General features: G+C 45.4%; 18 protein-coding genes. 4 read left to right on the forward strand and 14 right to left on the reverse strand.

The window, feature by feature from the left end; genetic code table 11:
- Window positions 1-2 precede the first annotated feature (2 nt).
- Window positions 3-179: a hypothetical protein gene (locus tag BLV62_RS28315; protein ID WP_168927753.1), complete on the reverse strand. Its 177-nt coding sequence runs from the start codon at window positions 177-179 to the stop codon at window positions 3-5.
- A 73-nt stretch (window positions 180-252) separates the two neighbouring features.
- Between BLV62_RS28315 and BLV62_RS12935 the strand changes: the two genes are divergently transcribed.
- Window positions 253-600: a hypothetical protein gene (locus BLV62_RS12935; protein WP_089762242.1), complete on the forward strand. Its 348-nt coding sequence runs from the start codon at window positions 253-255 to the stop codon at window positions 598-600.
- Here the strand turns inward: BLV62_RS12935 and BLV62_RS12940 are convergent.
- Both BLV62_RS12940 and BLV62_RS12945 read right to left on the reverse strand, forming a co-directional pair.
- Complete coding sequence (locus BLV62_RS12940; RefSeq protein ID WP_089762244.1) at window positions 597-815, reverse strand: hypothetical protein; 219 nt, start codon at window positions 813-815, stop codon at window positions 597-599. The two genes, BLV62_RS12935 and BLV62_RS12940, sit on opposite strands and share 4 nt — an antisense overlap.
- A 70-nt stretch (window positions 816-885) precedes the next feature.
- Window positions 886-1,848: an IS1595 family transposase gene (locus tag BLV62_RS12945; RefSeq protein WP_089762245.1), complete on the reverse strand. Its 963-nt coding sequence runs from the start codon at window positions 1,846-1,848 to the stop codon at window positions 886-888.
- Window positions 1,849-1,989: 141 nt separating this feature from the next.
- Here BLV62_RS12945 and BLV62_RS12950 point away from each other — a divergent pair, with 141 nt between their 5' ends.
- On the forward strand, window positions 1,990-2,259 hold the full coding sequence (locus BLV62_RS12950; RefSeq protein ID WP_089762247.1) for a helix-turn-helix domain-containing protein: 270 nt from the start codon (window positions 1,990-1,992) through the stop codon (window positions 2,257-2,259).
- Between the two features lie 419 nt (window positions 2,260-2,678).
- On the opposite strand, the gene BLV62_RS12955 is transcribed toward BLV62_RS12950, so the two are convergent.
- The 9 genes from BLV62_RS12955 to BLV62_RS12995 all read right to left on the reverse strand — a co-directional run bounded on the left by BLV62_RS12955 (window position 2,679) and on the right by BLV62_RS12995 (window position 17,556).
- Window positions 2,679-3,068: a DUF2750 domain-containing protein gene (locus tag BLV62_RS12955; protein ID WP_089762249.1), complete on the reverse strand. Its 390-nt coding sequence runs from the start codon at window positions 3,066-3,068 to the stop codon at window positions 2,679-2,681.
- A gap of 116 nt (window positions 3,069-3,184) precedes the next feature.
- Complete coding sequence (locus BLV62_RS12960) at window positions 3,185-4,675, reverse strand: RagB/SusD family nutrient uptake outer membrane protein (protein ID WP_211117686.1); 1,491 nt, start codon at window positions 4,673-4,675, stop codon at window positions 3,185-3,187.
- 12 nt (window positions 4,676-4,687) lie between these two features.
- The gene (locus BLV62_RS12965; protein ID WP_089762253.1) at window positions 4,688-7,774 is read right to left on the reverse strand and encodes a SusC/RagA family TonB-linked outer membrane protein; all 3,087 of its coding nucleotides are present in this window, start codon (window positions 7,772-7,774) and stop codon (window positions 4,688-4,690) included.
- A gap of 411 nt (window positions 7,775-8,185) precedes the next feature.
- Entirely contained in the window at window positions 8,186-9,901 is a 1,716-nt protein-coding gene (aspT, locus tag BLV62_RS12970; protein WP_089762254.1) for an aspartate-alanine antiporter, read from the reverse strand.
- Window positions 9,902-10,153: 252 nt separating this feature from the next.
- Window positions 10,154-11,383 carry a PepSY-associated TM helix domain-containing protein gene (locus tag BLV62_RS12975; protein WP_089762256.1) on the reverse strand — a complete coding sequence of 410 codons (1,230 nt, stop codon included), beginning with the start codon at window positions 11,381-11,383 and terminating at the stop codon, window positions 10,154-10,156.
- Window positions 11,384-11,405: 22 nt separating this feature from the next.
- Window positions 11,406-12,647 (reverse strand): DUF4374 domain-containing protein, encoded by a 1,242-nt coding sequence (locus BLV62_RS12980; protein ID WP_089762258.1) that lies wholly within the window; start codon window positions 12,645-12,647, stop codon window positions 11,406-11,408.
- 27 nt (window positions 12,648-12,674) lie between these two features.
- Window positions 12,675-15,044 carry a TonB-dependent receptor gene (locus tag BLV62_RS12985; RefSeq protein WP_089762260.1) on the reverse strand — a complete coding sequence of 790 codons (2,370 nt, stop codon included), beginning with the start codon at window positions 15,042-15,044 and terminating at the stop codon, window positions 12,675-12,677.
- 350 nt (window positions 15,045-15,394) lie between these two features.
- Complete coding sequence (rnhA, locus tag BLV62_RS12990; protein WP_089762262.1) at window positions 15,395-15,868, reverse strand: ribonuclease HI; 474 nt, start codon at window positions 15,866-15,868, stop codon at window positions 15,395-15,397.
- A 50-nt stretch (window positions 15,869-15,918) separates the two neighbouring features.
- The gene (locus tag BLV62_RS12995) at window positions 15,919-17,556 is read right to left on the reverse strand and encodes an acyl-CoA carboxylase subunit beta (RefSeq protein WP_089762264.1); all 1,638 of its coding nucleotides are present in this window, start codon (window positions 17,554-17,556) and stop codon (window positions 15,919-15,921) included.
- A gap of 196 nt (window positions 17,557-17,752) precedes the next feature.
- Here BLV62_RS12995 and BLV62_RS13000 point away from each other — a divergent pair, with 196 nt between their 5' ends.
- Window positions 17,753-18,211, forward strand: a complete 459-nt coding sequence (locus tag BLV62_RS13000) for a DinB family protein (protein ID WP_089762266.1) — start codon at window positions 17,753-17,755, stop codon at window positions 18,209-18,211.
- Here BLV62_RS13000 and BLV62_RS13005 read toward each other — a convergent pair.
- Entirely contained in the window at window positions 18,208-19,140 is a 933-nt protein-coding gene (locus tag BLV62_RS13005) for a bifunctional helix-turn-helix transcriptional regulator/GNAT family N-acetyltransferase (RefSeq protein ID WP_089762269.1), read from the reverse strand. The two genes, BLV62_RS13000 and BLV62_RS13005, sit on opposite strands and share 4 nt — an antisense overlap.
- Window positions 19,141-19,347: 207 nt before the next feature.
- On the opposite strand from BLV62_RS13005, the gene BLV62_RS13010 reads away from it, so the two are divergent.
- Window positions 19,348-20,802 (forward strand): sodium:solute symporter, encoded by a 1,455-nt coding sequence (locus BLV62_RS13010; RefSeq protein ID WP_089762271.1) that lies wholly within the window; start codon window positions 19,348-19,350, stop codon window positions 20,800-20,802.
- Between the two features lie 74 nt (window positions 20,803-20,876).
- Here BLV62_RS13010 and BLV62_RS13015 read toward each other — a convergent pair whose 3' ends face one another.
- Window positions 20,877-21,587, reverse strand: a complete 711-nt coding sequence (locus BLV62_RS13015) for a DsbA family oxidoreductase (protein WP_089762339.1) — start codon at window positions 21,585-21,587, stop codon at window positions 20,877-20,879.
- Between the last annotated feature and the right edge of the window lie 69 nt (window positions 21,588-21,656).

Consider the following 21,656-nt stretch of genomic DNA (forward strand, 5'->3'; position numbering starts at 1 on the left):
AATTAATAACGGCTTTTTTTATTCTTCTTATTTTCCTTATCTTCTTTAATAGCCTTTTCTACGTCCTCTTTTGGTGCATTGGCTATCTTCTTCATAGCTTCCTCAAACAAGGAGAAATTGTCCTTATTTTCGCTATTATCGGTATTGGAAGGTTTGGTATGTTTTGATTTGTTAGACATTAAGAATTACCATGAATTTGTTTTATTTTGTAATTTATTGCAATTTACCCATTTACAACCTTAAATACCCAAAATGGAAAAATTTAACCACCAAAATCATCAACATCTTCTCGATTGTGTTCCCTTAGCCGATCACAAACAGTTTATAATTGGTTACAATTATATGGTTGATGACCTTAATGAGATAGAATCAGAATATCGTGAAAAATACATCGAACTATATCCCGATTTCAATTTGGATTTAGTTATTTTTTTCACTTGCAATACACAAACAAGAAAATTGAGATATACTATTGACATTAATCGACATTATTCTTTGATGGACGAAATGGATAAAATTACAATAATCCATGAATCTGATGCTGTGATTGAACACTACATGGAACCAGAAATTTATAGATATTTAGATGAAAAAGTTTAGAGCAATGAAATACTTTTAGTAAGCCCTTTTTCTTCAGCCTCAAACCAATAATCATCTAAAAAGCGAATAATGTCACGGAGAGTTGTATTATACAAAGTACCTTTATCTGTTTTAATCCATATTTTATTTTGATCTGTAGATAACTCGATATTGATAATTTTATCGGGATCACTATTATTTATTGAAATATAAAATTTGCTCTTATCCATTGCCATTACAAGGTTATTTCTCTTTTAAATAGTGGTAATCCCATAATTTTTTGAATTAAATATTTCAAAGAACCTTTTATTGAATTGCAGGTTGATTTTTACTAATCAAATCACTATAAGTTAACCTGCAATTCACACTACTTAAACACCCTTCAAACTTATAGCTATTGGGTATATCCCTATTGTTATATCGATAAGAAAATTCATCACAATATCTATGCAAATGCTTCCTGCTTAGATAATGATATACCCCAATAATCCCACGCTTAAATAATCCCCAAAAACCTTCCATACTATTTGTGTGAAAAGCACCTCTTACAAATTCTTTCCGCTGGTGATCCATCACAATATGAAAGTACTTTTTATCTAACCCATTATATCCGTGCCATTCATCTGATACTATGATTGAGCCTTCTTCAATATGTTCCTTTATAGCAGGTTGAATAGATGCTGATGCTGTATCTGGCATAACAACTAATCTCAAATGCCCGCCAGTATGCAGCATTCCTAATACAGGCGTTTTATCCTTGAAACTTCTACCTTGCGAATTTGCAACTTTCTTATGTGCATGGCGATTCTTATTCTTTCCTCCAACAAAGGTTTCATCACACTGAATTACTCCATCCAGTTTTTTATCAAAGGACTTTATCTTTAAAGCATAACGTATCCTTTGAGCCATAAACCATGCAGTCTTTTGCGTAACTCCTAAACTACTTGCTAACTGTACTGAACTAATGCCCTTCTTGTGAGTAGTTATCAGGAAAATTGCCATAAACCATTTCTGCAAATGAATAGGGCTATTTTCAAATATAGTTCCCTTAATAGCTGAAAACTGTTTGCGACAATCTCCGCATTTATAACGCCTATATTTCCCTTTTAAAGTATAGACATTATTACAGCCACAAAAAACACAATACACACTACCATTCCACCGCTTTGATGCCAAGTAATCTAAACATACATTCTTATCCCTGAACGTTTCTGCTATATCCAATAAATTGTTACAGTGCATAACCTCAATTAAATTCGTTAAAGCCATTCAATGTTTCCCTTCTTAAATATTCAGGGAAAACCATTTTTTCTAGTCTTAGAGCCGATTGTTACACAAATATACGAAAATTTATTGAATTGACGTATAATTATACGTCAATTATTTATACCTTTGACCGAAATTTCAGGTATGAATGATCTACAGGATAAGCAGATTTTAGGCGCTTTAGCTACCAAATTTAAGGAGGCCAGAACCAAACAGGGATTAAGTCAAAGGAAACTAGCCCTAATCGCAGGCATGGAATATAATCAGGTACAAAAACTTGAAAAAGGCGAATCAAACCTTCAAATAACCACAATTATTAGGCTTATGATAGCCTTAAATCTCACTCCTAACGATATTTTGCCTTATGGAAATGAATTAAACTATATTTGTATTAATGATTCTGCAAATCAGTGATTCTGGAAGTAGCTGATCAAAATCTAGGTTCGTTAAGCCTTTGTAAATGAAGAAGGCGAAGGCCGTGGGGCGTAAAATCCCACTTTTATTAATGAAACAAAAAAACAAAAAACCATCAAGGTTTAATGTCATCCTTGATGGTCTTATCAAATTGGTAAGTTTAGCGTCAAAACTGAAGGTTCTATATGATTTATTCTTTTAGAACCTCGTCCAGATGTTTGCAGCATTTGGACTTTATTATTGCAAAGATAACACTTTTTTAAATAGCATAACTTCTTATTGTATTTTATCCATATTTAAAATATGAGTTTAACAAGTATATAGTTACCAAAATAATATTAATTAGGGAATAAAGGGAGTAAAAAAATTGATTATCAATATAATGCCTTTGGTCTATGATCGCTTGCAATGAAAAAACGTCATTTATAATAATCCAGCTCCTTATCCAGGTCTTCCAAAAATTCATCTAACTCCACCACAAACCCCGCCCTTCCGTTAACAGGGAATACATTCAATAAATAATCATTCTCATTGATCAGGGGAAGAATCCCGGATTCGAACTCGGCTAATGTAAATGATTGAACTTTGCAGTTTCCCCATTCGCCCACTGCAAACAATTCTGCAAATACCGGTGCACTCCAGACGGGGAAAAGCTGGTGCCCATCGACTTCCGAAATCTCAAATTCACCATCTTCTGTCAATGTATAGATCACTTCCCCATCAGCTATCCATTTAAGCGCATATTTATATCTTTCAACCGGAGATAACTTTACAACATTATCTACTTCTTTCTGCGATACTATTTTCATAAATTATTTATCCTTTGTTAAAATATGCTAACTATTTGCCAGGAAGCAATTTAATCAAAAACAACAGACTTCAGAATAAAAAAAGGCCCTACTTGCGTAGAGCCCTTGCTGGTTTTTTATTGGTTTAGGTTCGGATTATTCTGAATCTCGGATATCGGGATGGCAAACAGGTAGTAGTTACTGTAAGGGGTAAATGGTTTTCCATCCGGCTGCCGCAGCGTCAGATGGCCCTGCGCCGCTACCTCTATAAAGGAGCCATTGCCACGGGGCACTGAAATAATGCTGTCTTCACCGGTGTACGACAAGAAAGGTTTACGCACTACGGTACCGCCTGTACGGATAATATCAGACAACGAGAAGCCTTCTCCCCAAAGCTCTTTTCTTCTTTCTACATAAATAGTGTCCAGTATTTTACCTCCACCCTGGTAAAGCGCCGCATTCCTCGCTGCTCTCAAAGTGTTTAGGGCTTCTGTGCTTTTACCGGTATTGCCTAATTGTGCATAGGCTTCTGCTTCGATCAGGTACATTTCTGCCGCCCGCATTAATACCAGATCGCCTACTAAAGCGCCGGGGTCACGGAAACGGAACTTCTTGTACCGCAGGTAACCTTCCTGGTCCGGCAAGGTATCCCAGTCGAACAGGCGGAAACGAACGTCTGAGCTGTCGAACAGGTCTTTGAAAAACGGATCTGCCATGAAGCTCTGGTAGTAAGATGCCGGGGTTGATACATCCAGGTAATGGAAATTATAGCTGGCATTGCTCTGGTTAGGCGTTTGGCCATGTCCCCAGATCCATTCGATGTTACTCAGGTCGTTGAATCCCTTATTATAATCATCTCCCGACATCAGGCTATAACCTTTACGGGCAGCCACTGCTGCGGAAACAGCATCGGTCCATTGACGATTATAAAGGTATGCCCTGGCCAATAAGCCGTTGGCAACGTTAACATCAATTTTCCATTTCTGGGAAGGATTTCTTTCATAACCCTGCAACAGGGGAATAGCCTGTTTAAGATCAGAGATCGCCTGGGCGTATACTTCCGCAACTGTTGCTTTTGGCTTGCCTTCGGAAGCCGGACCGGATGGCGTAGTATAGATAGGCACTGCTTTCTCGGTACCGGTGCGATTGAACTGGTACAAAGACGCCAGGCGTATATAGCAGTTAGCTCTCAGTGCAAGAGCCTGACCTTTTAACCGGGCTTTCTTTTCCGCATCGCCGGATGCCGCGTCTATCTTGGTTATGATATTATTGCAGTTGTCTATTACTTTGTAAGAGATAGTCCAGAACGCATTTACCCTGTTCTTCGTGTTATCTACCATCTCCGTATAGGCGTAAGAGTCTCTCAGCCCATAAGAAGTGGTAACGGCAACATCGCTTCCCATTGCGTCGCTGGTCAGGTCTATAGATTTATAGCCCGGAACGGCGTAGGTGAAGAATTCTTCAAACATATAGGACCAGGTACCGTTGAGCACTGTTTCAATATTATCTGCGGTATTGAAAACCTGGTCGTCGGGTACGGCGTTGGTAGGCTTGGTGTCCAGGAAGCTTTTGTTGCAGGCTGCCAGCACCAGTACTACTGCTATAGCGAGGAAAAAATGATTTTTCATGATCGTAATTTTTTAGAAACTCAGATTAATACCTGCAGAAATTGATTTAACAGCCGGGTAACGGTAATAGGTTGTTCCGCCTACTGACTGTTCAGGATCCATTCCTTTGTGCCCGTAAAAGGTCAGGAGGTTCTCTCCCTGCAAATAGACCATAATATTATTGAGATGCGCTCTTTCCATCAGCGACTTTGGCAGGTTATAACTGAGGTTCAGTGTTTTTAACCTGGCATAGGTTGCATCGTAAAGGAAGCGGTCTGATACCTGCGTCCAGTTTGTCTGGATGGTAGTCATCTTTGGTACATTCGCATTTTTGTTGTCCGGCGTCCAGCGGTCTAACATCTCTGTAGACATCGGGCGACCTGCCGAGGTTCCGGTGCCTAACAGGAACAGGTAATCCTGGTCCAGTACTTTACCGCCTAAGCTGTATACAAACATGAACGACAGGGAGAAATTCTTATAACTGAAGGTATTGGTAAGGCCTCCGTACAGATCTGGCAATGAAGACCCGCTGTAGTACTGAGATGCAGCGGCGTAGTTCCCTGTTGTACCTTTGGTGCCGTCGGCTTTATCGACGTACCAGAGCGGAAGCCCTGTTTCGCTGTCAACCCCTGCCCATTGGCGGATGTAGAAGTCGTAAATAGATTTGCCAACCATCAGTTTCTTGGTACCGCTGATGATCTCTTTCTGCGGCAGCTCAGTGATCTTGTTAACGTAGTGCGTCATGTTCAGATCAATACTCCAGCTGAAGTTCTTGTTGCGTACTGGAACTCCATGCAGGGTAACGTCTACGCCTGTATTTTTCAGGGCGCCTACGTTCTGATCTATGGAAGAATAACCAAGGGATGGGGCCAGCGGTTTGATGTAAAGCAGGTCTTTTGATTTACGGATGAAAAATTCTGCCGTACCGCCAAACCTGTTCTGCCACATACCCCAGTCGAGACCCAGGTTGAAGTTGAGGTTGGTTTCCCATTTCAGGTCGGGGTTATACAAATACCTGCGATAAGTACCGCCTTCACCCAGGTTGCTGTTTACATTCAGCAGCGGGTAATAATTGTAGTAAGCGTCTGTACCGAGGTTGTCGTTACCCTGCGCACCGTAGCTGGCCCTTAAAGTGAGCAGGTTTAACCAGCTGCTGTTCTTCAGCCAGTCTTCTTCCGAAAGTTTCCAGGAAGCGCCCAGCGACCAGAAGGTACCCCAACGGTGGCTTGGTGCAAAACGGGATGAACCATCCCGGCGTATGGAGGCAGATGCAAAGTATTTACCCTGATAATCGTATTCTGCCCTTCCGAGGAAGCTCGACAGGGTATAAGTATCTGTATACCCTTGCAGGTCTTTGATCAGCGAAGCATCAGAAAATTCTTCAAGCCCCGGCAGAGAGAAACCGGATTTGATCCCGTCTCCGAACGTTGTTTTGAATTTATATGCTTCCTGTCCGGCCAGGAGGTTAATATGATGTTTGTTATTGAAAGTCTCTTCGTATGTGAGGATGTTGTTAAACGTCCAGCTGAAAGTGCGTGTATTCACCCTTTCGACGGTACCGCCTACTTCGGCATCAAAACCCAGCGTCGGGTTCGTATAGTCGTGGGTGAGGCGCGCGGTGTAGTCGGCGTTATAGCTGGATTTGAACTTCAGTCCTCTCCAGATGGTTGCTTCGCCATATACACGGGCGGAGATGTCGTCTCTCAGCACGTTATGTTTATCGATCCCTGAAGTAGCTACCAGGTTGGTATTAGGATTTACAGCACTCGGACGATAGCTTCCAAAATCAAATATTTTGTTGCCGTTGGCGTCGAGTACCAGGTTGCCGCTCGGATCGCGCTGGTAGATAGGATAGAAATTGCTTATCAGACGTCCGTAATTCACGTAGTTGTCGCTGCGGCTGTCTTCTGAAGGAGGAGCCTGTTGCTCGCTGTGTGCACCGGCTAATCCCAGGCCTACTTTCAACCATTTTTTAGCGTCGATATCCAGGTTGCTGCGAACGTTGTATCTTTTAAATCCAGATCCCAGGTAGATACCCTGGTCATCGAGGTAGCCGCCGGAGATAAAATACTTTGTTTTCTCGCTGGCGCCGCTGATGCTGAGATCCGCTTCTGTTCTGTGGCCGGTGCGTTGCATGGCTTCGTCCCAGTTATCGTCCCATAATGGTTTGGCCCCTGCAACCAGTTTTCCATCGGTACCTACAGGTTGCGGGAAAGCGCTGCCATAAGGATTGATGCCTAACCGGCGTACAAGGTTGCTGCTGGCCTGCGCTGCGGCAGTGGCGGCCGACAAACCATTCGTCAGCCCGGCGTTCCTGATCGCCTCCCAATACAATTCGAAATACTGGTCGGTACTTACCCGTTCATAGTCTTTCACCGCTCTTTTTGAGTAGCCCTGGCTAACGCGAACGTCTATAGTACTACCTAGTTTTTTACCTTTTTTGGTTGTAATGATGATGACCCCATTGGCGCCCCTGGAACCGTAAAGCGCGCTGGAAGCAGCGTCTTTCAGCACGGAGATGGATTCAATATCGTACGGACTGATAGCGTTCAGGCTACCGCCATAAGGTACTCCATCTACCACGTATAAAGGATCAGCGGAAGCGTTGATAGAACCAACCCCACGGATACGGATAGTGGCGTCGGATCCCGGTTGCCCGCTTACCGAAGTGCTTTGTACACCGGCTGCTAAGCCCTGCAATGCTTTGGAAACACTGGAAACCTGCCGGTTCACCAGTTCCTCGCTTTTAATTTGCGATACCGAACCGGTGATCGTACTCTTTTTAGCAGTACCATAAGCCACTACTACCACTTCATCAATATCTTTACCACCTGACTTTAATGTAATGCTTAACGGAGATGCGCTGATAGGTACTTCCTGCGTTTGCATACCTATGAAACTAACTACCAGGGTAGTAGCGGCAGGATCGTTGACAACCAGCTTAAAGGTGCCATCAGCACCGCTAACGGTACCATTGGTTGTTCCTTTAACCACAACGGTTGCACCCGGAAGCGGCCCGTTATCGTTGGCTGAATAAACAGTACCCGTAACCGTTCTTGATTGTGCCAATACCGCTACCGGGCTAAATAGCCATAATAAGAGGATTAAACGTTGTAACATAAATGTTTGTTGAGTGTGACATATTGGTTTTTCGAGGCAATACTATTTCTGCCCGTTCTTTCAACAGGCGGTGTTGCTTTGATCCCATTTGTTATTGAAACCGGAACAGGCGAAGTTTCCGAAACATACTACGAACCAGATATTGGGGAAACTATCTGCCTTGCTAAATGCTGTTAGCTACAACAGCAGATATTGTTCATAAATGATGGTTGGGTCAATTTTTCCATAAGCTTCTATTTGTTGTTTCCTTTTTACTCTATTAGTTCTATAGACTAATGGGATGCAAAGCTATACGCTTTGGATATTAAAAACAAAATAATTGTTAAAAAAGTTGAAAAACTCATCCGGCTGAAAAATCAAAAAGCCGGACAGGCCGGCTTTTCCAGGAATAAAAATGTGATGAACGGATACCTAACCATGGTGCATCAGCAGTACGATGATCACCCCGGAGGTAGTTAATGTTATGTTAGCCACGGCATAAGCAACAGTATAGCCTAAAGCAGGCACTTTGCTATTGATCGCATCCTGCACTGCCAGCAAAGGGGCCGACTCATCATGCGCGCCCGCACAGGCGCCCAACCCGATGGCCGGGTGAAATTTAAATACATACTTCGACAGGAACAATGCCAGCACCATAGGTGAAAGGCTTAATACAACCCCTGCCAGGAACAAGGTAAGTCCTTCTGTTTTCAATCCCTGCAAAAATCCTTCACTTGCCGTTAGTCCAACAATCGCAATAAAAATATGCAGCCCTAACTTGGTGAGCACCCACTGCGAGGCAGGCGGAATATACCCGAAACGGGGATAAGCCCCTCTCAGCCATCCGAAGAAGAGTCCTGCGATCAAAGCGCCGCCGCTTGTACTCAACTCTACCGGCACATTTCCTATACTCACGCTCAGGCTACCAACCAGCGTTCCGATCACTATACCTAATGAGAGGTAAATGATATCTGTTTCCATTCCCCCGCTTTCTTTATATCCCAATACATTCACCGCTTTTTGCAATTCTTCCTGTATGCCTACCAATTCAACCACATCTCCCTTTCTTAATACTGTTCCTCCATTGATGGGCATTTCTATCCCTGAGCGGGTTAATTTACGCATACTGATGCCGTGAAATTCCGGGTGCTTCATAAAAGACCTCAACGGTTTGTTCCATGCCGCTTTGTTGGAGATGATCACACTTACGGTTTGTACAGGGAAGTTTAGTAGCTCGGCATCCGCTACTTCTTTGCCTAATAACGACTCAGTTGCAATAGCCGCAGAACGCTGTCCTCCTACTGCAATAATATCTCCCGGCTTCACAATGTAATCCCTGTCTGCCTCTTTCACCTTCCCTTCATTTCTAACCCGCAGGATGTATAGTCCACGCTTTTTTTCATGGAATATCTGCTCGATCTCTCCTACCGATCTGCCATTGCTTCCTGTCAGCTCCGTACTTACCAGGTAAGCCCTGAACGCTACATGATCATAGGCGTTAGTGATGTTCTCCTCTCCTTCCGCCGCAGGATCTGTAACCTTTGCTTCCAGCTCTCTCGTTTCAGCTATCAGCTTCTCCCGGCTTCCCGACATAAACCAGGGCCCGACCACCGACAGGAACCAGCTGGTACCGGCTGTTCCGAATATATACGTTACTGCATAAGCTACAGGTATCTGGTTAATGAGGGTGTTTTTTTCGTCGTCACTCAACTTCAATTCATTGATGGTGTTAGACGCTACGCCGATAATAGCAGAACAGGTGTTGGCGCCCGACATCAATCCTGCCGTGGTACCCGTTTCCAAATGAAGCAACGACGAAATGCCCCAGCACATAAGCAAACTGCTGCAACAAACAATAAAGGAGAACAGGGCAATCGGCAATCCATCTTTTTTCAACCCTGCAAAAAACTGTGGTCCTATACCATAACCTGTACAGAAAAGGAAGAATAAGAAGAAGATAGATTTGGTTTCGCCGGGAATATCGATATGCCAGCTGCCAATAAGAATGCCTACTAACAGCACTCCTGTAACAGTACCCAGTGTAAAGCCTTTGATACGGAGCTTGCCGGCGGCGAATCCTAGCAGGAGGGTTAGCATTACAGCTATTTCAGGGAATTTACGCAGTGTTTCCAGTAACCAGGGAAGCATAAACGAAGATTGATGTTTGCGTTTATATTACAACCGAGTTGCCGGATTGGTTCGCTTTCCGGGAGCAGCGAGGAGGATATTAAAGAAAAAGAGTGATGGATTGAACTGGGATGTGATGCGGGTAGTCACAACGACATTCTCCATTTTATTATTGCTTGCATGAAAGATTGCAGGATCACCGAAGATGTTTTTCCAGCCAATAAAAAAGGTACCGTGGAAGCCCACAGTACCCTAAAATCACGATTGATGGCATTACAATGTACTTACTGCCGCTTTCCGCACAGGGGCAGCCGGTTTTTTCTTTTTCCTGCCTTTACCCCACCAGATAATAAACCCTGTAACCGGCAGTGTAGCGCCTATCAGGCTGGCGAAGAAAGCCAGGAATTTGCCGGGAAGACCCAGTATGCTTCCCACGTGTATATCGTAGTTCATGCGGCGCAATTTGCCCGCAAAATCAGCTTCCGCATAGTCCTGCTCATAAAGCCTGTTGCCCTTCAATCGCTCAAGAGTATGCTGATCGAATGCATAGCGCTTGTTATTATAATATTGCCCTTTGGAAGGATAAGCAATGATGCTGATGCCGGATTTTGGTTTGGCCGTATCCGGGAACGCCACGTAAAACCCCGATGCTGCCGGGTTTTCGCTGATCACTTTTTGCCAGCTGATATCCACTTTCTGCCCCATACTGCCTAACTGGTGTTTGCCCAGTTGTGTAGAGTCGGACATTGTTTCCTTGTAAGGAGGCAGGGTATTGCCGCCGGAAGTAGCCCAATACAGGCCTTTGCTCCACCATTCGATCCCATACACCATACCTGTTACCGCAATGGCGAAAAGCAGCAACAGCGCATAAAACCCAACTACGTTGTGCAGGTCGTAGTTCACCCGTTTAGCGCTCCCATTCCATTTAATGCTGAAACTCTGCTTCCGGGTTGCCTTCGTCCACTTCTTCGGCCACCACAACACCAACCCGCTGACCAGGGTAATAACAAATACCAAAGTGCTGTAATTGATAATAGGACGACCTATCTTGAAAGGCAACCAGAGGAAACGGTGCCCGTTCAGTATCCAGCGGAAAAAGCTCACCTCTCCTTCCTTGCGGTTGATCTTTTTGATCACTTCTCCCGTATAAGGGTTCAGTTTCAGGGTAGAGCCGCCCCTGCGCCCTCCTATATTGGCTTCGATCGCTCTCCCTTCTCTATACATCGCATACCCAACCTGCTTGCCGGGGTATTCTTTACCCGCGATCTCCAGGATCTTTGAAGGAGGGATCAGCGCCCGCTGCTGTACAGGAATATTACTTTCCGGCTCCAGCCAGGCGGTGATCTCCTCGTTAAAAACGTAGATGCAACCCGTTATGCAAATGATCACTACAATAATACCTGACACTAAGCCCAGCCACAGATGCAGCCAGGCCGAGATACGGTAAAACAGTGAACGGGAACCTGCCTTCTTCGATGCCGGGTGTTTTGACTTGGCATTCATTTTCTTGCTGTTTAAACTGGTATTAATAATCCACTTTGGTGATAGCGGTGATCTTGCCGCCTTCTACTGTTAATCCTTTTGTTGCAGTTGCCGTAGCAATATCAATGGCGTATACCCAGCTTCCTGTGGAAGTGTTCAATCCTATGAAACCGGTATTACCATCTTCAGATATCGTGTTATTGTTATAAGGAGCAGTAATTGAGAGTATCTCATCCGGCATTCCCTTGATCCAGGCGAAAGATTGGGTTTCCACATCTACCAGGGCCATTTTGCGCGTTGCAGGGAAGGCATTGGGCTCACCGTACATAGCCAGCAGGAATTTGCTGCCGGTCAGGTAAGTTTGTGCGGCAATATGATAACCGCCCGACTTTTCCTGTACATTGAAGAAATAACTCTTATCAAATTCCGTGGTTCCTTTCAGTATCCTTACCATGGCAGAAGGATTCTTAGAAATATACTTGCTGCTGTTGGTTGCAGCGGCCGGCGAATACCCGTAGATATCCCCGTTATCGGTCACCGCAAGTCCATTGTTGAAATACGCGCCCAGGTAACTGGTACGGTTATCCCTGATCACTTTCTCCAGCTTCAGTCCCGGGTAGGATAATACGGCAATCCATGTACTATCAGGGTACACGGTGCCAAAAGCATCGCTGCAGCAACCTTTGATGCTCATATAGGGGGCAAATACTTTATCGCCTACCTGGGTTGCCCAGGTGAAGTGGGCGCGTTCGCCGTTTGCCGCCAGCTTCACGATGTTGATGCTATCGCTGCCTGCTATGCGGGATTTCAGCGCGTCTATACGGTAAAGGTTACACGTTTCTGTTCCGCTTCTCGGCACTTTCATCAGCAGCAATTCGTCGTTCACCTTAGTGAATACCTGTACCGTCTCTGTCTGGAAATCTGTTGTTTTCACCAGTTTGCCGGATGCGTTCATCCGGTAGGTGGTTACGGCGCCGGGATTACCCTGGCCATACAACAGGCTGAAAAACCTGCCTTTATGCGTAAGGTAATACCTGTAAGAGCCATCCTGCTCAATACCATTGCCCGCAGTGGTAATGCTTCCCCTGTCCAGGTAGTCGGAAGTCAGCAGGATATCGGCTATCCCCGTGGTTCCGATAGGCGTAACCGTAATAACATATTTATGCAAACCCATAGAAGGGAACTCTGTAAAATCGTTGGTTTCTATCGCATCTTCCTTATCGCAGGAGGCGCCGAATATTGCTAAAGCGCCTGCCAGGAATAAAATCTTTCTGAATTTTTTCATCACAATCCTTATTGAAATTTGATAAACTTACTTGCTGATAAAATATCTGAACTTGCCGTAGAAAGCACGACCGGGTTTCTGTAAACTGAAGTTGTCGTACAGCTTATTATCTACCAGGTTCTTGCACTCCAACGCCACGTTGTAGCGGCCATTTGCCAGGCTATACACGATGTTCACATCCTGGCAGAACTGCCGCGGGATGGTCAGTTTCACCTCTGCCTGGCCGGGCCATGACAGGTAATATTCATGTACATACAGGAAGTTGTAACCCAGGGTCAGGGAATTGCCTTTTTTCAGTACGTTTTTGAAGAAGAGGGAAGCGTCAGCGTTCCCGAACAGGTAAGGCATATTAGGAATACGGTCGCGGTACAGCGGGCTTACGTTTTTCTGGCCATCTTCAAACTTCGTCTGGTTGCGGAGGTTCTGGCAGGTCATGTTAACGCCGGCTGTAAAGAGCTGTTTGAAAGAATATCTTACTTCGGCGTCGAAGCCTGCATTGGTAACCGCTGCTTCGTTGCCGTTCACCTGCTTGGTTTGATTGGCATTCAACCGTGGCCGGATAAAATCTTTCGCATCCCGGTAGAGGAAATTGGCATCTACAGACAAACGATGGGCAGCGGCGATACGCGCCTGGTAACTTACGCCAAAGTTGAAATTGTTGCTGGTTTCGGGTTTCAGATCCGGCGCGCCATCCAGGTTTCCTATCACATCGCCGAACAGCTCTTCCGCTTCCGGCAAACGGTAACTTTTCTCGAAAGATGATTTCAGTTGCAGGGCTGGCATTACAAAATAAGTTGTAGCAATACCATATCCCCATTTATTGATATCATTGTTTAGTTTGCGGTAAGCTACATCTCCCCAGTTCCCTGTAGGGTTGAAGCTCTCAGCAAAACTCACATGCTGGCTATAGTTCTTTACAAAAAGCGAGGTATTCCATTTTTCGTTATAGTCGTATTTATATCCCAAACCAATTACATTCTTGCGTACCGTTTTAGGATGATCATATTTTTCATCGTTCGGGTAGAGCGGGTCCTTACCTTTACGGTTGAAGGTTGTGTACACATCGTTCAGGGCAAAGGAATGACGCTCGTTCAGTTTGTAGCTGAGATTAGCGGTACCGATACCGTTATTGTTGTTGAACTTATACATGGTACGGTTCCTTTCGGCGCCGTTGTTGGGCACGTGTTGCCGGAACCAGTTATAGCGGCGGTTCACGGTGTCGATCTGCTGCTCGCTGCCCAGGTTGTAGTTGCCTGTTAGGCTGAAATCAAGCCCTTTTACAAATATATTCTTCACCTGGTACTTAACGCTGGGCATCACAATAGTACCACGATTGTGGATATCGCCGAATACGCTTACCATCCTGGCGCCAGTTTGCAGCTCCGAGTAGCTTTTGCCCATGGTGATGCCGAACAGCAATTTGTCTGCATACTTCTTCCCTACTACGCCTACATTGGCAATCACTGTTTCGTTATGGTAGGTATCATGGAACCTCCTCACCCACTGGCGTGGATAATACTCGCCCGTTACCAGGTCAGCTACGTTTACCCGTACCCGGTAGTTATTGTCGGAATAGTTCTGGAAAGCGTTCAGTTGAACTGTGAACCCGGATTTGGCAGTGTAACCGGCGTTGATGGTAGAGCGATGGGTATTGAAAGAGCCATAGGAATAAGAAACGTCCAGGTAACTATGCTGTTTGTTGCTGGTAACTATATTAATTGCGCCGCCTAAAGCGTCTGATCCCAGCCAGATAGGTACTACTCCTTTATATACCTCCACCCTTTCTGCCAGGTTAATAGGGATATTATTCAGCTGGAAAGAAGAACCGAAATTATCCATAGGTACGCCATCGAGGAATATCTTCACCTGGCGGCCGGAGAAGCCGTTCAGTGAAAAGTTCATACGGGAACCCAAGCCTCCATCCTCTCTTACGCGGATACCCGATACCCGGTCGAGCGCGTGGGAAAGATCGAGCGTGGAATTATACAATTTCTTTGCATCTATAGCGGTGACGTTGTAAGCTTGTCGGCCTACTTCTTTAACAGTGGAGCGGCCGATCACCGATACAGCTTCAATATCGTTCACGGATTGTTCCAATGTCAGGTTCACTACCTGGTTGGCGCCCGCTTTCAGGTTCAGCTCATGGGTTATTTTCTGAAAGCCGACAGCGGTAATATGTAAGGTATGTTTACCGGGAGGAGCGGATGCGATGCGGAAATATCCTTTCTCATCTGCGATCGCATTCGTGTTATGATGCTGCAGTTTCACAGAAGCACCGGGTACAGGATTACCGGCGGCATCTTTCAAATACCCGCTGATGGTAGCAACTGACTGCGCATGGGTAAGGAAAGCCAGGGATAATAGAATGCTTAGCAGCAAGGATCTTTTAATGTACATTTTGAATCATCTTTTATAACACATGAATAAGGCATAGCAGTAGCAGGTCAATGCAGCCTACTGCAACGACAATACGTTTTCAACTTAATTAACAGAATAGCTGTGAACAGGCCAGGGCAGCACAATCCCCTGGTCGATCAGTTATCAGAAAAATATAGGTTTCTATCTGGGTGCGAAAGTAGGAAGGGATTTAACAAAACGTTTACGATATCGGGAAAATAAAAGCGCGATATTTTTTCCGCTTTGCGGAAAAAGGAATTTACAAATAGTCGTAAGCGTTAGATAAGGAAGAAGATAACAAGGGGTATAACAGAACAAAGCTCCCCGGAACTGGTAGTATAGCGGATGGGTTAATTCAATAAACTGTCCATATCGTTTTCAAAACCTTCGTCGATCAGCCAGTTCCCGCTGTCGGCGGCTTGTGTGGCCAGTTCATCGCAGCGGTTGTTGAAAATATTGCTGGCATGTCCTTTCACCCACTGCATTTTTATTTTATGTTTACGGTACAATGGAATAAAACGCATCCAAAGGTCTTTGTTCTTCTTTCCTTTGAAGCCTGTTTTCATCCATCCCCATATCCATCCTTTTTCTATACTATCTACCACGTATTTGCTGTCGGTACAGATAGTAAGTTGCAACCCGTCTTTTTTCAGGGCTTCCAGTGCGGTGATCACTGCCAGCAACTCCATACGGTTGTTGGTTGTCTTCCTGTAACCCTGTGATAATTCCTTGCGCAGGGAACCCCACATTAAAACTACGCCATAGCCTCCGGGGCCCGGATTGCCCCGGGAAGCGCCATCTGTATATACTACCAGTTCTGCCATACTTTTTGATAAAGAAACGCGAATATAAAGGATTTTTTTACTCGCGCTGCTTATACCTGGAATACGCCTACATTAAACTGGTCAGTAACGGGGGCATGATTGGCGGCTTTTATGCCTTCCGAGATCCGTATGCGTGTTTCCAGCGGGTCTATAATATCGTCTACCCACAACCTGGCGGCTGCATAATATGGCGTCGTTTGTGCGTTGTATTTATCCGTGATCTCTTTCAGCAACCGTGCTTCATCTTCGGGCGTGATCTCCTGCCCTTTGGCTTTCAGCGAAGCAACCTGTATCTGCAATAATGTTTTGGCTGCCTGTTCTCCTCCCATCACGGCTATTTTTGCAGAAGGCCATGCGTAAATAAAGCGCGGGTCATAGGCTTTGCCGCACATGGCATAGTTGCCGGCGCCATAGGAATTGCCGATGATGACAGTGATCTTGGGCACTACGGAATTGGATACGGCATTCACGAGTTTTGCCCCGTCCTTAATGATACCAGCATGCTCGCTGCGGCTGCCTACCATGAATCCTGTCACATCCTGCAGGAAGACCAAAGGAATTTTTTTCTGGTTGCAATTCATAACAAAACGGGCGGCTTTATCTGCACTGTCGTTATATATCACACCTCCCATCTGCATTTCTCCTTTTTTATTCTTCACTATCTTCCGCTGGTTGGCAACAATACCAACTGCCCAGCCATCGATCCGGGCGTAGCCGCAAAGGATGCTTTTGCCATAGTCTTCTTTATACTGCTCAAAAACAGAATCATCTACCAGGCGTTCAATTATTTCGAGCATATCATAAGGCCGGGAATTATCTGCCGGTAATACGCTGTCTAATTCCGCGACCGGCTTTTTAGGCTCCTTTGGCGTTACCCGGTCGAAACCCGCAGTAGGATTGTGTCCTATCTTCCCTACAATTTCCCGGATACGTTCCAGGCATTCTTCATCCGTCTTGAATTTATAATCGGCAATACCCGAAATCTCCGTATGGGTAACGGCGCCGCCTAGTGTTTCTGCATCTATATCCTCTCCGATGGCTGCTTTTACCAGGTAAGGCCCCGCCAGGAAAATAGAACCGTTGCCCTCTACCATTAACACTTCATCGCTCATAATAGGCAGGTAAGCTCCGCCCGCTACGCAACTTCCCATTACCGCCGCAATCTGGGTAATGCCCATGGCGCTCATCCTGGCATTGTTCCTGAAGATCCTTCCGAAATGTTCTTTATCGGGGAATATTTCATCCTGCATGGGTAAAAACACGCCTGCACTGTCTACCAGGTAAATAATGGGCAGATGGTTCTCTATAGCAATTTCCTGTAAGCGTAAATTTTTCTTGCCCGTCATAGGGAACCAGGCGCCGGCCTTTACAGTCATATCATTGGCTACGATCACGCAAAGACGACCGCTTACATATCCCAAACCTCCCACTGTACCGGCAGCCGGGCAGCCGCCATATTCTTCGTACATATCGTAAGCTGCAAATGCGCCGATCTCCGTGAAAACAGAATCTTTGTCGATCAGGCGCTCAATACGTTCACGGGCTGTTAACTTCCCCCGTTGCCTGACCTTTTCAAGGGCTTTCTTTCCTCCTCCCTGTTCAATGACGCCCAGGCGTTGTTTCATAGTACTGATCGCCATTCTCATGGCATCCTTATTCTTGTTTGTTTCCAATTGCTGCTGATCCATAACGATGGGTTTTATATTATCTAAAAATAAGGGAAAGAATTCAGTAAATTACTGGTACAAAAAATGAGCAGTTCATCAATTAGAGGATTATCAGCATACCACTGCTTCTGTTCTGTTTTATGCAGATTTAGACCAGTGGCGGGTAGTACCATACAAACAGAACGTCTATCTTTTTTAAAATTTTAAATACCGGCACATGTCTATAACCCAGCATCTTGCTACGTCTATTGAAAACCTGTATAAAGGAGAACCCTGGATCGGCGTAACGTTCAGCGAATACCTAAGCAGGGTGAATGCCATCCAGGCAACTAAAAAGATCGGGGAATCCAATTGTATCTGGGAGATAGTTAATCACATTATTTACTGGCATCAGCGGGCGCAACGTTATATGTACAATGAGCCGCTGGAGCAGGACGGCGACCTGCCTGATTTTTATATACCGGAGAATCGCGGTGAAGAAAACTGGCAACACACGGTACACCGACTGGAACATTCGTTTGATAAAATGGCAGACGCGCTGCGCAAATTCCCCGGGCAGGAAGTATTTGATACCTTCCCCGGTACCTCGCACCCTGCTTTGTATTACCTGCAGGGCTTAGCGGAGCACGACGCCTATCATTTAGGACAGATTGTACTGCTGGCCAAATACGCTTAAACCAACTCCATATCATAACGCTGCTCGTACAGCTCCTGCCCCCATTGTTTCAGGAATTTCTCGCCTGTTTTGCGGAAGCCTGTTTTCGTATAGAGGGTGATGGCAGTTTGTTGCATGCTGGTAGTTAGGAGATAGATCTTCTGGTAATGTTTTTCCTTGCAGAAACTGATTGCTTCGTTCAGCAGGCGTTTTCCCAGTCCCTGGCCGCGGTAGTCGGGGTGTACCAGGAACCAGCGCAATTGCACCAGGTGCCTGGAGGAAGCGGCGATAGCAATGGAACCAACTATCTGCCCATTGGCGATGGCGAGGAAGATCCTGTCTTTCGCGGGGTTGTATCCCGGCAGGAACTCATAGAATGTCTTGCAAACGTAGCTTTCAAATTCCAGGTTATAACCGCTCTCTTTTGCATATAATACCCCATGCAAGTAGATAAGATATCCTACATCGCCGGGCAGGAGATTGTGCCGGATGGTAACTTCAGGCAACGCCTGGGATGATGGGTCGGTCAGCAATTGCTGCACCGATTGCATGGCTTTTGTTACCTGCAGTTGCTGCGCTTCCGTCAGCGGCTCGATCAGTCGCTGTATCTCGTTATCGGATCGTTCATTAAGTCCTGCTATTAATCTTTTCCCGGCCGCCGATAGCTGGATGAAGAAAGTGCGACCATCCATATTGGATTGCTGGCGTATCAGCCAACCTTTCTTTTCAAATTTCTTCAACATGCGGCTCAGGTACCCTGCATCCATTTGCAGGCTGGTTACCAGCTGGGACGCAGTAGCCCTGGCCTGTTGGCCTATTTCATAAAGTACCCGGACTTCCGAAAGGGAGAGGTCACTCTCCAGGATATGCTGGTTTAATAATCCAATGGTTTTTGTATAAAAGCGGTTAAAGCTCCTGATATCCTGGATGACTTGTGTGTTAGGCGACATAGGAAATTGTTTGTCAGGCAAAATTACCAAAACACTTGACAAAAGCAACTATTTTACTTGACTTCGTCAAATAAATATTTTCTCTTCCTGATAATGAGAAGTTTATAATTTTTATTTTATAATTAAACATAGAGTGAAGATGTTATCTTTGTTTCTTACCAATTTTTAGGGTGCTTGCAACCAAGCGTTATTGATTAAAACAGAAATATGTCGCCAGGATTATTATTCTCATTTGTCATTGCCTATTTCGTCATCTTATTAGTTGTAGCCTGGTATACGGGCCGCAATTCGAACAATGATTCTTTCTTTATCGGTAACCGCAACAGTAACTGGATGCTGGTAGCTTTCGGGATGATCGGCACTTCGCTCAGCGGGGTAACGTTTGTAAGCGTACCGGGAGCAGTGGGAAAAGAAGCCTTCAGTTATATGCAGATAACGCTGGGATATTTTATAGGCTACCTGACGATCGCCTATATACTGATCCCGCTTTATTACCGGCTGCACCTGACCTCTATCTATAATTACCTGGATACCCGCTTTGGCCGGTATTCGTATAAAACCGGCGCTTCCTTTTTTATTCTTTCCAGGACGCTGGGCGCAACGGCCCGTTTATACCTGGTAGTCAGAATATTGCAGGATGCCATATTGTCGAGCTTCGGCGTACCGTTCTGGCTCACGACCCTGATCATCCTGCTGATGATCTTATTATACACCTATGAAGGCGGGGTAAAAACTATCGTATATACGGATACGTTACAGACCTCCTGCATGCTGGCAGGGCTGATCATCTGCACCATTTACATCCTTAAGCATATGGACCTGAGCGTGGCGGGAAGTTTTACCGCCATGCATGAAAAAGGGCTTACGACGGTATTTAATTTCGACCCGGACAGTAAGTTGTTTTTCGTGAAGCAGATATTGGCGGGCGCCTTCATCACCATTACCATGACAGGGATGGACCAGGAAATGATGCAGAAGAATATTTCGGTGAAGACCCTGAAAGATTCTAAAAAGAACATGGTTTCCCTGGCGTTCATCATGGTGATCGTGATCGGGTTATTCCTTTACCTGGGCGGTTTGCTGCATATATTCGGGGCAGCGCAGGGAGTAACAGAAACCGGCGATAAGCTGTTCCCTGCTTTGGCGTTACAGCATATGCCGCCGGTGATCTCCGTGATCTTTATCATTGCATTGATCTCTGCCCTGTTTCCAAGTGCGGATGGAGCTATGACTGCGCTCACCTCTTCTATCTGTATCGACATCCTGGGATTGCAGCGGCGCAGCGACTGGTCAGACGCCCAGAAGAAAAAGATACGCCAGCGCATTCACCTGCTGATGGCGTTTATCTTCCTGTTGTTTGTGTTATTGTTTGAATGGATCGATAATCCAAGTATGATCGGTGTGATATTGAAAATTGCCGCCTATACATACGGTCCGTTGTTAGGTTTGTTTTCTTTCGGCATACTGAGCAAACGCCAGGTTGAAGACAAATGGGTGCCGGTAGTTTGCGTGGCGGCCCCGTTGTTGTGTTTCGTGGTTGACAAATACCAGTCAGTATTGTTTGGAGATTTCCAGATAGGACTGGAATTGCTGATCATTAACGGGTTGTTCACTTACCTGGGATTGTTGATAATTAAGAAGAAAGATGTACAAATGGCTTGATTGCCGGAGATGATAAAAGAAAAAGGATCTTCTACAACGGGTAGAGATCCTTTTTCTTTTTATGGCAAACTGTATTAATTGCAATTACCGTCGGGCGTACATACCTGGCCATCGAGTCCGTCAGGGGTTTTAAGCGCAGGTTGGGCGGACTTCCATTCGCCGAACGCCTGGTTCAGCGCCTGTGTAAAGGCTTCGGATGGCTGAGCGCCGGAAACGCCGTATTTCCTGTCGAGCACAAAGAAAGGCACTCCGCGTATCCCCAGTTGCTGGGCTTCGTATACGTCTTTATTCACCGCATCCGCCAGGTCGCGGGACCTCAGCACTTCCGCTACTTCTTCTTTCTCCAGGCCTATTGATTCGCCCAGTTCCTGCAATACTTCCGGGTTGCTGACATCTTTGCCTTCCGTAAAATACGCGTGGAAGAAACGCTCTTCCGCCTGGTCGCCCAGGCCATGCTTCTTCGCCAGCTGGATAATCCGGTGCGCATCAAAGGAATTAGCGATCACCGCTTTATCGAAGTTATACGTTAAACCTACTTCGCTTGCAGTCTGAGCCAGCTGGTCGTGCATGGCTACAGACCAATCCCTGGACTGGCCTTTCATTTCAGCTACATAATCATATACATCCTTTCCGGGCTGTGACTTCAGGTTGGGGTTCAGCTGGAAACTTTTCCATTCTACCGTGATCTCGTCTTTTCCCGGGAATTGTTCCAGGGCCGCTTCAAATCTCCTTTTGCCTATATAGCAGAAAGGGCACATGATATCTGACCAAATTTCTACTTTCATCCTGTTGAATTTATGTTCTGCATACAAAGTTATATCTTTGCTATCAAAAAGTAAGCAGTTATTCTTTGG

The sequence above is a fragment of the Chitinophaga terrae (ex Kim and Jung 2007) genome (genome assembly GCF_900107795.1).
Taxonomy (GTDB): domain Bacteria; phylum Bacteroidota; class Bacteroidia; order Chitinophagales; family Chitinophagaceae; genus Chitinophaga; species Chitinophaga terrae.